Source organism: Sphingomonas sp. Leaf20 (assembly GCF_001421535.1).
Taxonomy (GTDB): Bacteria; Pseudomonadota; Alphaproteobacteria; order Sphingomonadales; family Sphingomonadaceae; genus Sphingomonas.
Genome location: NZ_LMKN01000014.1, coordinates 36,522 through 54,051 on the forward strand (window position 1 = coordinate 36,522; position 17,530 = coordinate 54,051).

The following is a 17,530-nucleotide window of genomic DNA, read 5'->3' on the forward strand; positions in this document are numbered from 1 at the left end:
TCTAGTTGGCTTCGAGACGCCGGCGTATCTCCTGCCTGTCACCCATTATCAAAAGAGTATCGTTGATAAATCTCTCAAGATTCTGGTTTAGGTCGTAAATGATTCCCCCCAACAGCAATCGCTGATGGCCTGAAAACCCGTCACGCATTTCCAGCATCAACATTCTCGCCAATGACACGAACTGCTCAGCCTCCTCGGCCATCCATTCGGCATAAACATCCTTGGAACAGCTCATGCCAATTGGCCTGTTCAGCGTGATCTCTGTCATCCTAAGACACAGCAAATTCTCAAGCTCGCCAAGACCTGATCCAGGCTGCCGGCATTCATCCAGCCCGCCCAGCAATTCCCGCATTTTCTGTTTCAGATCGCTCACCGCGATGCCTCCTCACCTAGAATGGAGGCAGGCCCGGCGCGCAAAGCCGGGTGTTAGGAACCCTGCACAAGCACAAGGCGCTGCCACCTTTGGGCAAGCCTTGGACATGCGTGACAGCCACCCGGCCGAGAAGCTCTCGACCGGACTTGTGATCATCGGGGTTCCTACGCCCCACGGCCGGGATTGACCGAACCGCAGGTCTATGGTCGCAGAAGGGGACGCTTCGGACAAGCAGCTGCAGCAGAGACGGGCGTTTTGACGATCATTCCCCCATCGAGCCAGGACGATCCTGCCATGAGCGATCCCCTTCCGAGTTTCCGTACACTGGCCGAGCAAACCGCCTACACTGCCGTCCTGGCTGACCTCGCCGGCCGCGATCGGGGAAACGAGGCGGTCATGATCTTCCGCGAACCGACCGACCCGGACGCGGCGGTGGTCGCCGATGCCATGATCCGCGCCGGCAACGTCAGCGATGAGCTGTACGCCCGCCTGCTTGCCGCTGCCGATCACCTCTATGCTCCACCGCCGGTCACCCGTGCAGTCGCATTCGATGCGTTTGGTACGCTGGTCCATATCGGTCGCAAGCGGCATCCATTCGAGCGGCTGATCCGGCAGGCCCGTGACCGGGCGGAGGCCCTGCCCTGGCCGATGGTCCAGCCGATCGGCCTCGCGGACTATGCCGCTGCACTGGGGTTGCCGCACCCGGACGCCGAGCTGGCGATGCTGGAGGAAGAACTGGCGACGATCGCGCTGTACCCCGACACGCTGGATGCGTTGCGGCGGGTCCGGGAGCAGGGTGTGAGGATCGCCGTCGCCTCCAACCTAGCCCTGCCCTATGCGGCTCCATTGAAGGCCCTCCTGGGCAATCTGGTGGATGTCTGGCACTTCTCCTTCGATGCAGGCGCGGTCAAGCCTGACAGGCCGTTCTACGCCGGCCTGACGGCCAAGCTCGGCTGCGAGGCCAGTGAACTGCTGATGGTGGGCGATACCTGGCGCGACGATATCGTCGGCGCCGTCCAGGCCGGATCGCGTGCGCGGTGGGTCGATCGCGAGGGCCGTGCGTCCCCTGCCCGCCGATTTATCGCCGTTCGCGAACTGGGTGAAGCCTATCCCGATCGTCGGAGAGCGGGGCAGATGACGGAGCTGGAACTTGTCCGCAGCGGCATCGATGCAAATCTTGACTACCTTCATGCCCAGCGGTGGGCGCTTCAGGCGGCACAGTTGCGGCAGACCCTTACGAAGGCCCCGGACACGGAAAAGCCAGCTGCGACGCGAGCGCTGGACGATCATTACGACACGCGAGATCAGCCTGAGACCAGCCGTGCTGCCCTTATGCGGAACGCGATTGCGACTATCGCGGCACGCAAGCATGCGTGATGACCGCGCGGTACCGACCGTTGATGACGTTCAAACATTTCGCCCAACCCAGGAGGCTGGTAAGAGGATGTTCGAAAACATACGCTCTCATGACTCCTTTGCTGGCGAAGAGGCCAGCGGTTGCGTCGACCTTGGCCGGTGTGCTGCGGGCGCCTGATCGACGACGATCGATCAGGCTCTCATCGGCGGGTTGGTTAGCACACTACCCGTATCCGTCGCTGGGCCTATCCTCCGTTTAAGTTCAGGCGTCGGACGAACCTGCCCCACCGTACAGTGTAGATTGCCTCTGCGTCCGGTCACGGGGAGTGACGTATCCGGCAATCGCGAACCTTGGCGGCTTCCCCCCTGCCCCGGCCCGCGAAAGACGATGCGCGAGGCGCTCTCGTGTGAGCTGAGGATCTTCGTACAGGTCACGCAGTGCGCACAGGCGAAAGACGTTCCACCATCGCTGCCAGCGGTGTTCGGCCGCATCGTGGAGCATATGGCAGCGCTGGCATAATGCGGAGAGATTGCCCGGCAGGTTGTGGCCCGGATCATGATCGAGATGCGCGCAGGCGAGCACGACATAGGTCGTACGGACGCTAAGCATGTCCAACCGTTCGCGAACCGCGATCCGTCGACCACGGTCCGAACGCCAATAGCCGGTATCGGCATCCCACCATCGCCCGTCGCCAAGATGCGCGACGAAGCGCAGATGCGGCCGCGCACATCGCTCGCAGCGCGCACCGGCACGATCGAAACGGATCGTATCCGACAGCTGCTGCCAATCGATCGGGTAAAGCCAGCGGTTCTCGGGGCGGATCGGCATCACGACTATATGAGTCAGTGCGGACACGAACAAAAGCGAAATCTACGACATGTCGTCATGTCGACGTGTTTACATGTGAGTTCGTCGACGCGCTGATCTGGTTTCACTCCGGGACGCTGTCTCGTGGGAATGTCGAGGTGTCGATGACACGATTTGTCGAGGACATCGGGCTTGAGGCCATGCTGTCGAAACCTCCAAACCGCGTGTCGTATCGCCACTCACGTACCGCCGGCCAACATGTCGACATGGGCGATCTTTGGGCCAGCCATCTTCGAACCGCCCAACGCAAAGCGCACGCGGACGGCCACTCGGTCGGCTCGGGCAGATGTTTCAGGTAAAGCCGCGAACCGCGCCACAACCCATCGTCTAATGCCACCACCCTGTCCGGTGCGTATTTGCCTGGCTGCCGCACTGGGTGCGATCGGCATCTGCACAACACCATATGCGGCTCCCGAACGATCGGATGTAGAGAACACCATCGTGTCCGTCGGGCTATATCTAGAATGTCGACATGTATGATCGTCCACGTGTGTAAGTCTCGACATACAGCAGGACGAAAGCGATCGTCCTCGTCAGCGGTGTTGCACTGTCGCCATGTAGACATGTAGGAGAGCCGACATGCCGACTATCGCAATCATCAGCCAGAAGGGGGGGGCCGGCAAGACGACGCTGGCGCTCCATCTCGCCGCTGCCGCTCATGACGCAGGGCGTGTCGCGCTCGTCATCGACACCGATCCCCAAGCGACGGCCAGCCAATGGGCCAGCTGGCGCCAGGATGCGCCCCCGGAAGTCATCGACAGCCCACCGCCGCGGCTTGCTGCCAAGATCGAGCAGGCAATAGGGCAGGGGGCGGAGTTCATCGTCATCGATACGCCGCCCCATGCCGACAGTGCCGCGCGTGCTGCCGTCGAGATCGCCGACCTGGTCCTGATCCCGTGTCGTCCCAGCGCTTTCGATCTGTCGGCAATCCAGACGACGGCGAAGCTCGTGCAGTTGCTCCGCAAGCCTGCCTTCGTCGTGTTCACGGCCGGCTCGCCCAATGCGCCGCGCATGTACCAGGAAGCCGGCGAACTGGTCGAGGGCTTCGGTACGCCGGCCTGCCCGATCCAGATCCCCGACCGTGCCGCCTTTCGCCACGCCAGTGCGGAAGGGCGCACCGTCATGGAATTCGAGCCCGACGGCAAAGCGGCGGACGATGTTCGACAGATCTACGAGTGGACGTGTCGACAGCTCAACCTGTCGACACACGCAGCGAAGAAGTCTGGCTCCAAGGCCATGATGAAGAAGGGAAAAACACTAGCATGAGCCGCAAGCCGTCTTTTGCAAATCTGCGTGATCGCACTGCGCCCGAGCCGGTCGTGGCACTCCAATCGACACAACAGGTTGCCGGACAAACGACAAATCAGCCGTCGACCCCAGCGCTGGCGGGGCAGGGTGGGGCATCGGGTCCCGCCAGCCGCCAAGGCCGCAAGCAGATCGCCGGGTTCTTCACACCCGAAATGTCGTTCGCCATGCATACGCTGGCGCGACGGCAGGGCAGGAGCCTCCAGTCGCTGATGGCGGAGGCCTTTAACGACGTGTTACGCAAGCACGGGGAAAGCCCTATCGGGGATTGATGGAAGGCCGCTCTCGTCACCTTGATTTCGGTCGGCAAGCTGGTGTGGGATGGGCGCTTATTGCGCGAAAATCACACGCAGCCACATTCGGGGGTTGCCATAAGACAGCCTTTTTTCCCGACCCGACTACTGTTCGGGCTCACCAATCAACGCTCGAAAATGCGTTGATCGCTCGATCATCCTGCAAATATCACGACGGTTCAGCCACCGGTGCGGCCTGAGGGTTCAGATGCATAATCCGCATGATCCCTTAGGGAGCATTCGCGCCGACAAAGTCGGCGCGTTCAGGGTTTTCCGCGTGTTATTCGGTAGTGATCGTCAGGTACCGTCGCTGTGTTTGTCGTTAGACAGAGCGTTGCCCGGCTAGGGCAACACCTTTGTCACCTGTATCTATAGAATTCATAAGCGGTTCTGGATCGTTTTGAGTTTCACGCTCTGTGCGATCGATCGCAGCGCCCAGCTTGGCAAGGATTTTACCCAAAGGACCATCCACGGTTATCTGCGCAAGCTCACGGCACGACAGCGTATCCAGCATCGCCGCGGTTTCCAGCTCATGATCCATGCGATGCTGAACGACGTCATCCGGCAGCGGTGCAGGACGCATCCAGCGGGGCAGGTAGGATCGGACGCTGCCAGGCAACAAAGGCCGATAGGCGTTTGATGTCTGAACGTAGCGCGGTCCGGGCCCTTCACTCTTCACGCGGTTAAAACGTCGCTGACGCACCAGAAAACCGATCGCTTCGAGGATCACGAGCGCGCGGCCGACCGTTGCACGACCAAGCCCCGTCGCCTCGGCAAGATAATCGTAGGAAGGATAGACGCGGCCGCGATTCAACCGCGCCAGTGTCAGGATTTCCTCAAAGACCCGGACGGCGCTGCCGGTCAGTTTGGCAATGCCCCGCTCGACGGCCGTCAACGTCCGTTCCCCCGATCGCGCATCACGGCGCAAACGTCGCGCAGCATCAAGGGTCTTACGCGCGACATGCAGCAAACGGTCGGTTTCACCCTTGGCCGGCACCGTCCAGAACGCCTCCTCGAAGCTGCCCGCCTCCAGGCTGTCGCGCAGCACAGGCGCGCCCGTCCGGTGCGGCGCACCCGATCGCCCCCCGGACCGCCCAGGCGACCGCTCGTGCGTCAGCCGGCCGAACGCCTTAAGCGCGGCATCGCCTATCGTTATAGTCCCCATCGTCCGTTCCCTTTTGAGGGTGGCGGAAACAGGCAAAAGTCAGCCGTGGCACGAAACGCGCATCCTTGAATTCAATCTGAAAAGCGCATATTTAGGGATCGTTGTTGAAGCGATCGTTTGTGCTTGCCGGCACGAACCTAGTATGTGCTTTTGGGATGCCCGGCCTTTGTGCCGGGTTTCCTTTTATCCGCTCACAGCCATTCCTTCGTCACCAATGCCATGGGCAAGATAGGGCAGGGTGCCGATCTGAGCGGCGTATGCATCCTGCGCCAGCGTAGACGCTGCGCGCGATGCGGCTCAGAAACGCCGGCACTTGTCCTCCCTTGCCGATGATCGTTACGGCCACATCCTCGCTCATCGGATCCGCAACAAACCGGATTCGACGAACGATAACTGCCGTTCAGTCATCCTTGCGGTTTATGGGGGCAGGGCAAAGCGCCAAGGTTCGTGCTTTCACACGGAAAACCTGGGAAATGTTCGTGCTATTACACGGAAAACTCTCGCCGAGGTCCGATAGCTTGGCCGGGTAGGTCGACGAGCATCGAGTTTGCGTTCGTGCTATTACACGGAAAACCTCGTGCCTGCCTGCAGACGGATTACGCGTCCGTGCCGTCTTCAAGGATTTCGGGCTCTCTTTTGGGTCGAAAGCCGATCGTCGTGTGCAACCGCGGCCGACCACCGCGTCCCGACGGAATTTTCGTTTCGACCACGTCGAGAGTATATTCGGGTAGACTATCCTGTTCGGATACGTCGCGAAGCTGCTTCTTAAAATATTCAAGGCCACGTCGGTCCGAAGCGCAGCCTACGCGCGCCGCGAGCTCGCCAATATCGAGTGTGAACCCGTCGTCCTTGCAGTTGAACTTGGCCAGTTCGTACAGACGCCGTTCGATCGGACCAAGCTTGAAGAAGTCGTGATGATATGCGGCGATCCGCTGATCCGTCAGGATCGCACGATACAGCCAATCGCACACCATGACTTCGACCCATTTTACCCGGCGCTCGCCTGTCGATGTCTTGATGTACTTGATGTCAGCCTTGAGCAGCCAAGAGAAGGAGCTGTCCGACCCTTCGCCACCGGTTTCAATATTGGTGACAATCTGTGTACCTTGCAGCCTGTTCAATGAGGCCTTGAGCGACGTATAGGACCGTGCCGACGAGTTCGTACCGGTAACGCGGAAAAGATCATTGGCGGTAAACGTCATGATCCGGTCGGCTTTTTCGCCATTTTCCGCCCGCTCCGCCATCAGACTGGCGATATAGAGCAGGATTTCCTTGTCGTAGATCGTCGCGACGCCGGTCTTGCTCGGATTGATCTCGATCCGAGCTTCGCCCGATTCAAAGACCATCGGCGTCATATGAGCCTTTTTCGACAGGGCGAAAAACGGAAATTCAGCCACGGTCCGCTCGCCCTGCACGTCGCCGTACAGCGGGCTATGCACTGAAAACAGGTCACCCTGAAAAACCGAAACGTCGCTCATGATCCCAAACTCGCCTTTATCAGCGATCAACCTGTGTCGGTGCCTCATGCTTGTCCAACGGAAAGGGGGTTTTCCGTGTGATAGCACGAACATTAGCTGGGCTATTCTCCGGGCAGACGCGTTCGGACCGCCAGCCCTCGAAAAAGCACAGCAGTTTCTGTGCAATAGCTCAGAATTCCGTGTGGCGTTGCGTGCTTTCACGAGGAAAACGCTAGGCTGTGGCATGTGCCGTACGACCGGAACAGGAGACTTCGTGCTATTACACGGAAAACCCCGTCAGCCTCCAGGCCGCCTGCCAGTTGTGATCGCTCGAGCCGACAATGTCGGCGCTACCTGTGTCCACCGATGAACGATATTGCGGTCTACTGCAGACGTTTTTGGTCAAAAACGGAATCTAGCACACCAACATTCCAACGTGTCGAGGTGTCGAGGTGTCGAGGTGCCAAGGGTGTCGAGTACGCCTGTTTGTGCGTTGAAGTCCGATGATCGTCCTACGGCGTTTTATTCTGTATATTGAGTAGGTTATAGGAAGCGTTGGCCCGCATGATCCTTGAATAGATCCGCATTGCGCACATAGTCGGCGAGCACCTGCACCGATTTATGCCGGCTGACTTCCTGAAGTTTGAAGATCGTCGCGCCTTGCGATGCGCCCTCCGTGAGGAACCCCGCGCGTAAAGAATGCCCTGCGAACTCCGTCGGGTCATAGCCTGCTGCCGCCGCATAATGCTGGACCAGACGCGCGATCGCACGGTCTGACATCGCAGCAGGGGTCAGCGCATCGCGACGCGAGAGACGTCGAAACAGCGGTCCTTCAGCATGTCCGGCCGCAGCCACCCACGCGAGAAGCAACGCCTTGGGCCGAATGCGCGAGCCCTCGGGAATAGCGATGCCGATGCCTTGCCGGGTCTGATCGGTTTTCGAATGGGCAACCGTCAGCCTCAGCCCTTCGGGCACGATTTGGATATGCTCGACCTGCAGTGCGACGATTTCGGAACGCCGTAACGCCGCGGCCATGCCGATCGCCAGGATCGCGCGATCGCGCAGCGCCCGCAAACCTTCGCCGTCGATCGCGGCCAGCATGTTGCGCAACGCGGCCGCGTCTGCCGGACGCTTCTGCCGTTTGGCACCGCCATGTTCCGTGCGAATGCCCGCGAGCACTTCAGCCAGACGCCCCGCGGTCGGCATTGCGGTCGGTGCCGGATACCCGCCAGCGCGGTGATGATGCCCGATCGCCGCCACCCGCCGGTTGATCGTTGACGGGTTGAGCCCCGCCGTCGCCTGGTCGCTGGCAAAGACCGCAACGATATCCGGCGTTGCCGGCAGCGATGCCAAGCCGTGCTGCGTGCACCAAGCGGTGAAGATTGCCCAATCGGAATCATATGCGCGCCGCGTCGCACCGGCACGGGCCGATTTGGCGTACGCGGCAGCACGCTCGATCTTTTCATGCAGGACCGCGGGCAACATCGGTTCATCCGAGTGCAGGGCGACGAGCGCGGTTCGCGATGACGTGAGGTCCGGATCGAACGGGATCGGTCCAAAAGTATGGGAAGCGGCCATATAAAAGCGTGTGCCACGCTCAATTCCGACGCGCTACTCTTATGTCCGGGAATTACATTTATCGGACGTAACAGCTCACGTTTCGCCAGCTCGTTACATTCGGCACGAGAAGCAAGCGCATCGCCGCGTGCCGTTTCCGCGGTGACGCGGACGCTGCAAAGCCCTAGACTCGTTTACAATGGGTCGCTGCGGCGAACCTTCCGAAACGGATAGATGCAGATGACAAACAGCCAACGCATTGTCGCTATTGCAACGGGAGCCGGCGTGCTTTGCCTCGCTACTGGGGCTGTAGCGCAGACCCGAACCGCGCGCGACACCGCGACGGCTTACGGGGCGCGGCTGGACGCCAAGGGGGAGCCCGCGGGGCTCAACCAGAATCGAAACAATAACCGGATCAATAGCCGGCTCGAGACCCGACTCCGGCTTCGTATCGAGCGCTACCAGCCTGACAGCGTGGCCGATCCAACCGCCGCCTTTGCAACGCAGGTCACTGACAATGCGCGTATAGGCACAGCCTCGACGCTGCCGCAGTCGTCGCAACCGGACGACCGGTTCTCTGCGCAAGCGTCGTCACCTTTCTTATCTCCGTCAGAAATAGAGCCAGACGATGATACCACAGGGTCGTACTAAACCTGGGGGCCCCCGTTAAGGTCACGCGGTAGTTCCATCAGACTGCGAGATGATTTAGGGGCGCGCATGGCTTTTTTACGTCATCGGCTTGCGCGCTTTCGCCCGAGCCCCTCATTCGTGCTGCTGGCAGCATTCCTTTTCGTCCTCTGGGTCGCGGGGGGTGCCTCGCGTGAAAATGTTTCGGGGCAGATCATTGCTCGTGCGGCAGCCTGGGCCTCGATCATACTCGCGATCCTCTTCACGGGGCGTCCACGTATCAAAGAAGCCCGAGGGACCGCGCTGCTTCTCCTTGCTGCAATCATTTTATGCGTCGTGCAACTGGTGCCGCTGCCGCCCGATTTATGGCGCGCGTTGCCTGGTCGCGCAGCTTTCGCTGATCCAATCGTCTCGCCACCTGACCTTTGGCGGCCTTTATCACTCGTTCCCGGCGCGACCCTCAACGCGCTCTTCTCGCTCGTGGTGCCATTCGCCGTACTTCTGCTCGCAACAGGGATCCATGAAGATCAAAAGCGGTGGCTTCCGGCCATAATTCTTGCGGTGATCGCCTCGTCACTTGTCATTGGGCTAATTCAGATCACAGGGACCCGGATCGCCAACCCATTGGTCAACGGTACACCGGGCGCGATCGACGGACTGATTGCAAATCGCAATCATTATGCGTTGATCCTTGCTCTGGGCCTTCTGATCACCCCCGTTTGGGCGTTCGGCTACAGCGGGCGATCGAAGAACCGCGCGCCGGCTGCCCTTGGTTTCGTCGTATTGCTCGTTCTCACGATCCTAGCGACCGGGTCACGTGCAGGTCTAGTACTTGGCGGATTGGCACTCGCGTTGGGAGTAATGTTGTCGCGGCGTAGCTTAAGAACTGCATTCCAACGCTATCCTCGATGGGTTCTTCCAGCAGTAAGCATCAGTCTCATAGCGATGCTTGCGATCTTTGTGCTCGCGAGCATCGCGGCGGATCGCGCGGTATCGATCGATCGCCTTGTCGACCAAGATGCCGGACAGGATATGCGGGGTCGCGGCCTGCCCATCGTGCTCGCGATGATCCGCACCTATTTCCCGTTTGGAACAGGGATGGGAAGTTTTGATCCCATCTTTCGAATGCATGAGCCATTCACCCTTTTGAAGCCAACCTATTTCAATCACGCGCACAATGATTTCCTGGAGATCATACTCAACGGGGGGCTGCCAGGGCTACTACTCCTCCTCGTCGCTATCGGCTGGTGGGGATGGAAGAGCTTGCTCGCATGGCGCGGAGACGCGGCGTATCTGCTGCCTCGGCTTGGCTCAGCAATGCTACTACTTATCCTGATTGCCAGCGTTACTGATTATCCCGCACGCACGCCTATAATAATGGCATTGGCGACCATCGCAGCAATCTGGCTGGAAGGGACGGTCCCCTCCGCGAGCGGCAAAGGGTCTTTACCCCCGACGGAGCGGCATCTATGACCAATATGGCTATCCCGTCTTGTAAAGTGTCTTCCACGCGTATGCGAACGATCTGTTTTGCCCTTATGGGGCTACTTGCCGTTCCTGGCATCGCCCTCTCGGGTTGCGCGCATCAACCGCCACTTGTGTCGAACGATCGCCTCACCGTCGTACCGGACAGTACGGTCCTACCCGCCCCCGGCCGCAAGGATTTGACCGCGGGCGATAGGCCATCTTTGATCGGACCGCTCGACACGATTCAGGTCGATGTTTTTAATATTCGCGATCTCAGCCGCGAGGTCCAAGTCGACGCCGGCGGGCGAATTGCCATGCCGCTGATTGGCACGATCGACGCAAGCGGCCGAACTGCCCAGGAGCTTGCGCAGTCGATCGAGACTGCGTTGCGCGGCCACTACGTTCGCAACCCCGACGTTACAGTGAACATCCGGAGTTCGGTAAGCCAAGTGGTGACGATGGAAGGGCAAGTTATAGAGCCCGGCCTCTATCCGGTAACGAACCAGATGACGCTCCTACGTGCGATCGCATCCGCCAAGGGCTTGTCTGAATTTGCAAAGCAGAACGAAGTCGTGATCCTACGCACCGTTGATGGGCGTCACATGGCAGGGCTTTATGACATCGATGCCATCCGCCGGGGTGCCTACGACGACCCTGCAATTTACGCTAATGACGTCGTTGTCGTCGGTGACTCACCCGCACGACGTCGGTTCCGCGATATAGTCTCAGTCGCGCCGCTTCTTGCCGCGCCGCTAATTGCTGTCCTGCAGTAAAGTTCGGATAAAAGCATGAACGCCGTAACGACGAACCTGCAGCCCGGAGCTGGCGCATCGGAACCGATGCCTGTCTCGCCGCGCCCAATCGACAGCGAGCGTACGCCGCTCATCCAGCAGTATCTACGCATCGCGCTGCGCTGGAAATACGTCATTATTGGCGTGACCGTTGCATGCGTTGTACTGGGGCTTGTCATTACTTTGCTGATGACTCCCAAATATACGGCAACCGCGACTGTCGAAATCGCGCGCGATGCCAACCAGGTCACAAATTTTCAAGGCGTTGAACGCCAGACGAATAGTGTTGATCAGGAGTTTTACCAGACGCAATATGGCCTGCTAAGATCGCGTGCTTTATCGGAGCGCGTTGCAACGCAGCTTCGCCTCGTTGACGATCCCGACTTTTATACGATGTTCGGCATATCGAGCGATGGCCCAGCGTTTGAGCTTTCAAATGGACGCTACAGCGCAACAGGACGTGCCGAGCGCCAACGCGTCGCTGGTGAGGTTCTCCAGCAGAACCTTTCGGTGACCCCGGCGCGACTGTCGCGCCTCGTCGATATTTCGTTCACTAGTCCTCGCGCATCGTTCTCGACACGTATCGCGAACGCTTGGGCAGAGAACTATATACAGACCAATCTTGAGCGCAAAGTTCAGGCGACATCATACGGGCGCAACCTGCTCGAGCGGCAGCTTGCCTTGCAGAAGCAACGACTTGATGAAACCCAGCGCCAATTGGTGACCTACGCCACGCAGCAGCAGATCATCAATCTGCCTTCGCAGGGCAGCGGCGCCAACGGCGCGGTGACCTCAGAGCGTTCGATTGTCGCGGACGATCTTGCAGCGCTCAACACCGCACTGACGCAAGCAATCACCGACCGCATTGAAGCCGAAGCACGGTACCGAGCTAAAAAGGGCGGCACACCAGCTGAGGCGCTTAGCAACGTGGCCATAAACAGCCTGCGTCAGCGCCGCGCGGAGCTTGCTGCGCAATATCAGCAGCTAATGGTTCAGTTCGAGCCCGGCTATCCGAGTGCGAGGGCGATGAAATCGCAGATCGACCAACTCGATCGGGCGATTACTCGCGAGGAATCGCGTGTGTCAGGGTCGATTGAAGGCGCCTATCGCATCGCAGCAGCTCGCGAAAACTCGCTTCAGACTCGCGTCAACCAGCTGAAGTCGAGTTATCTCGACAACCGTCGGCGTAGCATTCAGTATAATATCTATCAGCAGGAAGTAGACACCAACCGCGCACTCTACGACGGTCTGCTTCAGCGCTATAAAGAAATTGGCGTTGCCAATGGCGTCGGAGTTAACAACATTTCTGTCGTTGATATTGCCGATGAGCCGCAGCGGCCGTCCAGCCCACGCCTTTTCCTTAATCTGCTCATCTCGCTCTTAGCTGGCCTCGCATTGGGTGCAGCCACGGCTCTGATCCTTGAGCAAATGGACGAGGCGTTCGGTGATCCTGGCGAAGTGGAGCGCCGCCTTGGGCTCGCTTTGCTTGGGTCGGCACCGAAGGTTGCTAATAACAGCTCGCCACGCGACGAACTGCTTGATCGTAAGTCCGATCTTGTCGATGCCTATCTCGCCATCAGTACAAATCTTGGCTTTACCACCGAGCATGGCGCGCCTCGTTCGTTGTCGGTCACGTCGACGCGCCCCGGCGAGGGGAAGTCGACGACCGCACTTGCGCTTGCGATAATGCTAGCTCGTGCCGGAAAGCGTGTGATTCTTGTCGACGCCGATATGCGTGCGCCGTCGGTTCACCACCTGGGCAATGTCGGGCACGAGCGTGGCCTTAGTAACTTCCTCGCGGGCGAAGACGCTATCGAGCCTTTGACGTTCTCAATGGTCGATTTTGGGTTCACTGCGATGTCTGCAGGGCCGATCCCACCCAATGCAGCGGAGTTGTTGACAGGCAACCGCCTCGCCCGATTAATCGAGCGGCTACTCGAAGATTACGATCACGTCGTAATTGACGGGCCACCGGTGATGGGCCTCGCTGATGCGCCGTTGATCGCTGCGCGCGTTGAGGGTGTGATATATGCAGTTGAGTCGCATGGTATTCGTGCAAGCCAAGTAAAAACCGCACTGGGTCGCCTTGCTGCCGCCAACGTTCGTATTTTCGGCGGCGTGCTGACCAAGTTCGAATCACGGCGTGCAACGTACGGTTACGGATATGACTATGGATATGGCTACGGTCGCGAAACGAAAGGCGAGGGCTGAGGCGAGCGACATGCCGCGCTCCCCTATTCGTAAGCGTCGTTCACGCACGGCGTCGGCTGGGCGGATTGCGCTTGCCTGCGGCGTTGCCGTGCTTGCGCTTCCGAGCATTACGTTCTCGATTGCGCAAGTTACCGCTAAGACACGCCCTGCGGCTGCCGATGCGATTTTCCCCTATGACGGCCGCCTGACCGCGCTACATGCCAGCGCGCTTGTCACCCCCGAAGCGACTGCGCGTGACCGCGTCGAGGTACAAGCTCTTTCACGCACGTCGCTGCGTCGGGATCCAACTGTGGTAATTGCTGCAGCTAATCTCGGGCTTGCGACAGTGGACGGTAACGGAAAAGGCGGACGCCGCCTCCTCGCTTACGCACAAATGCTTTCTCGCCGGAACGTTCAGACGCAATTGTGGTCGATAGAAGATGCTATTGCACACAGCGACGTTGTCGGGGCGTTACGCTGGTACGACATCGCTCTACGCACAAAGCCAATGATGAGCGATCTGCTCTATCCTGTTTTGACGCAGGCTGCGCACGATCCTGCGATCCGGACCGCGCTAGTGAACACGCTAGCCGCCAAGCCGCTTTGGACAGACAGTTACATTACCTATGCCGCTGAGCAGAAGGACGATCCTGAAAATACCGCAGCGCTTTTCTCAGGGCTCCGCGGGCGCGGGATCGCGGTGCCCGAACCCGCGCGTGCTGCAGTAGTCAATGCCTTGCTTAATGCCGGCAAGGCCGATCAGGCTTGGAGCTATTACGCGAACGTGCGACCTGGCGCCGATCGCCACCGCTCGCGCGATCCTCGCTTTGCTGCATTGCTTCAGACACCGTCGTTGTTCGATTGGACGCCGGTGAATGATGGCAGCATCTCGACGTCGATCCAGCGCACACGCGAAGGCGGTTCGTTCGAGTTCTCGGCACCAGCAAGTATCGGCGGACCGGTGCTTCAGCAGGTGCAGCTCTTGCCGCCTGGCACGTACCGTGTTGCTGGACACAGCAGTGGAATAGAGCAAGAAGCCCGCGCGCTTCCATACTGGAGCCTTATTTGCCGCAGCGACGGGCATGAGCTGGGGCGCGTCGCCATGCCGAATTCAGCGACGGCGAATGGCGTGTTCACAGGCACCCTCACTGTACCAGCTAGCTGCCCTGTGCAGGTGCTCACGCTGTTTGCGCAGCCATCGGACGCAACCAGCGGGATATCAGGTCAGGTCGATCGTATAGTACTTACACCAACCGGTTCGGGTAGAATGCCCCATTAAACCGAGTTTTGCGGTGATGATCAATGTGTTAAAGGAAGCGTTATCTTCGAAACCTTGCGCCGATCATTGTCTCTTATGTTACTAGAGCAAGGAACTTCGGAGCGGATAACGCTCAGCCCCACCGTCAGACCGTTCGAGACACGCCTTATGTTGTGATATGTCGTAACTGACTGTATCGAGTGCGTAATTACCTACTTTCTGCGTCTCAAAGCAAATATGATGCGCTAAATTCTTTGTAATGCCTTTTTGCGAGTCGACATGGTGCACGAGCAACGATCCGTTCTCAATTCTTCGTACATCTGGCTCGATCGCATTCGGTATCGAGTGACATTTGGCGTCTTATTCTGCGTCATCATACCGGTATTGTTTAGGCAATATATTTTTGATGTCTCTATATTTTCCCCAACCCAGTACAATACCGCGATTGGCGGATTATTTGCCATTTTACTTGGTTATATTGGATATAGAAGATTACACGTCTTTCCAGGCATTGCGTCTGGCGGCTATATCATAACTAGCTTCACGATTATGTTCGGAATGCTATCGTTGATACTGATCTTTTTTCGGATTGACTATAGCCGGGGGCAGTTCCTCGTTAGCTACCTACTTTCGATAGCGTTTTTTGCGTTTCTCCATTTCAAGATCGACAATCACAAAAGGCTGGTTTTTGGGATCGTGCCAGGAGGGGCAACGGACCGGCTCGACCGGATCGATAACGTCGTATGGCATCAGCTTGAGCAGTTCCCAGGACCGGTCTCGGAAATCGATGGCGTCGTCGCAGATTTGAACCACGATCATAGTGACGAATGGGACGTCAGGATCGCTGACCTAGTTCTACAAGGTGTTCCCGTCTATCACGTAAAACAGGCGGTAGAGCAGCTAACTGGCCGGGTGGAAGTAGAGGCTTTGTCGGAAAACACGCTTGGGTCGATCAACCCAAACGATGTTTTTCTTAAGACTAAGACGTTCATTGATGTAATACTTGCCACATTAGGTGTAATTCTTCTTGCGGTACCTATGGCTTTAGTGGCTTTGGCGATTAAAATTGATTCACCGGGCCCGGCGTTATTTCGTCAGGTCCGCGTCGGGTTTCGCGCGAAATCTTTCCTTGTATACAAGTTCAGGACCATGCGTCACGCGACGCCGGCTGCGCCATCTAGCGCGCGAAATGCGGCAATCACGCTGGATAACGATCCACGGATCACCCGATTAGGGCGCTTCCTTCGACGTTCGAGGCTCGATGAGTTGCCACAGCTCTTTAATATTATCAAAGGCGACATGAGCCTCATCGGGCCGCGACCTGAGGCATTGGCGCTGTCGGAATGGTACGCAACCGAACTTCCTTTTTATCATTATCGGCACATTATTAAACCTGGCGTTACTGGATGGGCCCAAATCAACCAGGGCCACGTCGCAGATGTGGCGGATGTTCGTGAAAAGCTCCATTATGACTTCTACTACGTCAAGAATTACTCTGTCTGGTTGGACATCCTGATAATGATCAGGACGGCGCAGACCATGCTGACGGGTAAGGGAGCAAAATAGAGTTTCCGTCAGGCAGATTGCCCTATCGATGCCAGAGAAGCCGATGGGCGGCGCGTAAGTCCTAGCTATCGCCCTGATCCTTACCGCTATTTGCTTGCAGGGAACCTCCAGCACTATGAAGCCGAGCATTTCCGTCGTCACCGTAAGCTTTAACGCAGCAGCGACCATTGCCGATACGCTTGCCAGCGTCGCCCGACAAACCGGCGTGGATTACGAACATATCATCGTCGATGGCGGATCACGCGATGGCACAATGGACGTTGTCCATCAGCACGATCATGACCGCCTGTCGGCGAAGAGTGAGCCTGACGCTGGTATCTACGATGCCATGAATAAGGGCGTAGCACGTGCGACGGGCGATTATCTCCTGTTCCTCAACGCAGACGATTATCTGGCGCGCCCCGACGCCTTGGCGCTGGCTGCTGAAAGTCTGGGCCTAACAGACTCAGATTGTTTGTTTGCGGATACTCAGTTTGTCGTCAACGGTGGCAATACAGCGCGCCAGCGTCTCTATTCGGCGCGCAGTTTTGCGCCGTGGTGGCTCAGGGTCGGTGCGCAACCGCCACATCCGTCGATGTTTATGCGCCGCGCACTCGTTCGCGATCTAGGTGGCTTCGACACGAGCTATCGGATCGCGGGCGATTTTGATCTTGTTGCACGGGCGGTGCTCGGTCGTGGCGCCAGCTTCGCCAAGCTGCCAGTCGTACTAACCCATTTTCGCCCGGGAGGCGTATCGACCGCAGGTATCAGCTCGAAGCTTTTGCTCAGCCGCGAACTGGCACGTAGCCTTCGGGCACTCGGTCAACCATTAAGCCGCGGTGCAGTATGGCTGCGCATGCCGCTTAAATTGTTGCAATTCCGCCGGCCGCGCGCCTGAGCCTTCCCGCCACGTGCTGAAGGACCACACCTTGTCTAAAGATGCTCATTCCGGGCATAGGAGCATTATGACACGAACCCTCTGCATTCGCCGTTCGTGCCGCGCTGCGGCCCGATGCGTCACTTCCCCCGGGGCTGCTCGCTAATGACGCCCTTGGTTTCCTGGCCGCAGAATGATGCCTTCAATCCTCGTTCGCTGCGCGAGACGGTACTTGCGATGGCACGCGCCGGCAATACCGGCCACGTCGGCTGCGCCTTCTCCATCGTGGAGATCATGGCAGTGCTGTACCGCTCGTTCGTGCGCTATCCCGGTGGCGATCCCCGGCATCCTGATCGCGACTATCTCGTGCTTAGCAAGGGGCACGGCGTCATGGCGCAATA

15 protein-coding genes are annotated in these 17,530 nt (G+C 58.5%); 10 read left to right on the plus strand and 5 right to left on the minus strand.

Features of this window, described 5'->3' with window-relative positions; all coding sequences use genetic code 11:
* Position 1: 1 nt before the first annotated feature.
* A complete protein-coding gene (locus tag ASE72_RS19130) occupies positions 2–373 on the minus strand; it encodes a hypothetical protein (RefSeq protein ID WP_156350688.1) in 372 nt (123 codons plus the stop codon).
* Between the two features lie 294 nt (positions 374–667).
* Here ASE72_RS19130 and ASE72_RS19135 point away from each other — a divergent pair, with 294 nt between their 5' ends.
* Complete coding sequence (locus tag ASE72_RS19135) at positions 668–1,750, plus strand: HAD family hydrolase (RefSeq protein ID WP_056025544.1); 1,083 nt, start codon at positions 668–670, stop codon at positions 1,748–1,750.
* Between the two features lie 241 nt (positions 1,751–1,991).
* Here ASE72_RS19135 and ASE72_RS19140 read toward each other — a convergent pair whose 3' ends face one another.
* Positions 1,992–2,585 (minus strand): hypothetical protein, encoded by a 594-nt coding sequence (locus ASE72_RS19140; protein ID WP_235532462.1) that lies wholly within the window; start codon positions 2,583–2,585, stop codon positions 1,992–1,994.
* 591 nt (positions 2,586–3,176) lie between these two features.
* On the opposite strand from ASE72_RS19140, the gene parA reads away from it, so the two are divergent.
* A complete protein-coding gene (parA, locus tag ASE72_RS19145; RefSeq protein WP_056025547.1) occupies positions 3,177–3,863 on the plus strand; it encodes a ParA family partition ATPase in 687 nt (228 codons plus the stop codon).
* A complete protein-coding gene (locus ASE72_RS19150; RefSeq protein WP_056025550.1) occupies positions 3,860–4,174 on the plus strand; it encodes a ribbon-helix-helix domain-containing protein in 315 nt (104 codons plus the stop codon). The genes parA and ASE72_RS19150 overlap by 4 nt, the downstream gene beginning before the upstream one ends.
* Before the next feature lie 343 nt (positions 4,175–4,517).
* Here the strand turns inward: ASE72_RS19150 and ASE72_RS19155 are convergent, their stop codons facing one another.
* The 3 genes from ASE72_RS19155 to ASE72_RS19165 all read right to left on the minus strand — a co-directional run bounded on the left by ASE72_RS19155 (position 4,518) and on the right by ASE72_RS19165 (position 8,023).
* The gene (locus ASE72_RS19155; RefSeq protein WP_235532463.1) at positions 4,518–5,243 is read right to left on the minus strand and encodes a helix-turn-helix domain-containing protein; all 726 of its coding nucleotides are present in this window, start codon (positions 5,241–5,243) and stop codon (positions 4,518–4,520) included.
* Positions 5,244–5,956: 713 nt separating this feature from the next.
* Positions 5,957–6,838 carry a replication initiator protein A gene (locus ASE72_RS19160; protein WP_056025556.1) on the minus strand — a complete coding sequence of 294 codons (882 nt, stop codon included), beginning with the start codon at positions 6,836–6,838 and terminating at the stop codon, positions 5,957–5,959.
* A gap of 522 nt (positions 6,839–7,360) precedes the next feature.
* Positions 7,361–8,023 (minus strand): site-specific integrase, encoded by a 663-nt coding sequence (locus ASE72_RS19165; protein WP_327196502.1) that lies wholly within the window; start codon positions 8,021–8,023, stop codon positions 7,361–7,363.
* A 1,068-nt stretch (positions 8,024–9,091) separates the two neighbouring features.
* Between ASE72_RS19165 and ASE72_RS19945 the strand changes: the two genes are divergently transcribed.
* The 7 genes from ASE72_RS19945 to ASE72_RS19195 all read left to right on the plus strand — a co-directional run.
* Entirely contained in the window at positions 9,092–10,474 is a 1,383-nt protein-coding gene (locus ASE72_RS19945) for an O-antigen ligase family protein (RefSeq protein ID WP_082446312.1), read from the plus strand.
* Positions 10,471–11,241 (plus strand): polysaccharide biosynthesis/export family protein, encoded by a 771-nt coding sequence (locus ASE72_RS19175; RefSeq protein WP_235532464.1) that lies wholly within the window; start codon positions 10,471–10,473, stop codon positions 11,239–11,241. Before ASE72_RS19945 ends, ASE72_RS19175 begins: the two co-directional genes overlap by 4 nt.
* Positions 11,242–11,256: 15 nt before the next feature.
* Complete coding sequence (locus tag ASE72_RS19180) at positions 11,257–13,470, plus strand: GumC family protein (protein WP_200916417.1); 2,214 nt, start codon at positions 11,257–11,259, stop codon at positions 13,468–13,470.
* A complete protein-coding gene (locus tag ASE72_RS20490) occupies positions 13,430–14,728 on the plus strand; it encodes a hypothetical protein (protein ID WP_156350689.1) in 1,299 nt (432 codons plus the stop codon). Before ASE72_RS19180 ends, ASE72_RS20490 begins: the two co-directional genes overlap by 41 nt.
* Before the next feature lie 258 nt (positions 14,729–14,986).
* Positions 14,987–16,273: an exopolysaccharide biosynthesis polyprenyl glycosylphosphotransferase gene (locus ASE72_RS19185; RefSeq protein WP_156350690.1), complete on the plus strand. Its 1,287-nt coding sequence runs from the start codon at positions 14,987–14,989 to the stop codon at positions 16,271–16,273.
* 115 nt (positions 16,274–16,388) lie between these two features.
* Complete coding sequence (locus tag ASE72_RS19190) at positions 16,389–17,150, plus strand: glycosyltransferase family 2 protein (protein WP_056025572.1); 762 nt, start codon at positions 16,389–16,391, stop codon at positions 17,148–17,150.
* 144 nt (positions 17,151–17,294) lie between these two features.
* Positions 17,295–17,530: hypothetical protein (locus tag ASE72_RS19195; RefSeq protein WP_443024791.1), on the plus strand; the 236-nt coding region annotated here is incomplete at its 3' end.

What these genes read in the sequence shown, in the direction of transcription:
- ASE72_RS19135 (WP_056025544.1), top strand. Translation starts at nt 668, where the DNA reads ATGAGCGATCCCCTTCCGAGTTTCCGTACACTGGCCGAGCAAACCGCC.
- ASE72_RS19165 (WP_327196502.1), bottom strand. Translation starts at nt 8,023, where the DNA reads ATGCCGACCGCGGGGCGTCTGGCTGAAGTGCTCGCGGGCATTCGCACG.
- ASE72_RS19160 (WP_056025556.1), bottom strand. Translation starts at nt 6,838, where the DNA reads ATGAGCGACGTTTCGGTTTTTCAGGGTGACCTGTTTTCAGTGCATAGC.
- ASE72_RS19150 (WP_056025550.1), top strand. Translation starts at nt 3,860, where the DNA reads ATGAGCCGCAAGCCGTCTTTTGCAAATCTGCGTGATCGCACTGCGCCC.
- ASE72_RS19190 (WP_056025572.1), top strand. Translation starts at nt 16,389, where the DNA reads ATGAAGCCGAGCATTTCCGTCGTCACCGTAAGCTTTAACGCAGCAGCG.
- ASE72_RS19180 (WP_200916417.1), top strand. Translation starts at nt 11,257, where the DNA reads ATGAACGCCGTAACGACGAACCTGCAGCCCGGAGCTGGCGCATCGGAA.
- ASE72_RS19185 (WP_156350690.1), top strand. Translation starts at nt 14,987, where the DNA reads ATGGTGCACGAGCAACGATCCGTTCTCAATTCTTCGTACATCTGGCTC.
- parA (WP_056025547.1), top strand. Translation starts at nt 3,177, where the DNA reads ATGCCGACTATCGCAATCATCAGCCAGAAGGGGGGGGCCGGCAAGACG.
- ASE72_RS20490 (WP_156350689.1), top strand. Translation starts at nt 13,430, where the DNA reads ATGGATATGGCTACGGTCGCGAAACGAAAGGCGAGGGCTGAGGCGAGC.
- ASE72_RS19175 (WP_235532464.1), top strand. Translation starts at nt 10,471, where the DNA reads ATGACCAATATGGCTATCCCGTCTTGTAAAGTGTCTTCCACGCGTATG.
- ASE72_RS19945 (WP_082446312.1), top strand. Translation starts at nt 9,092, where the DNA reads ATGGCTTTTTTACGTCATCGGCTTGCGCGCTTTCGCCCGAGCCCCTCA.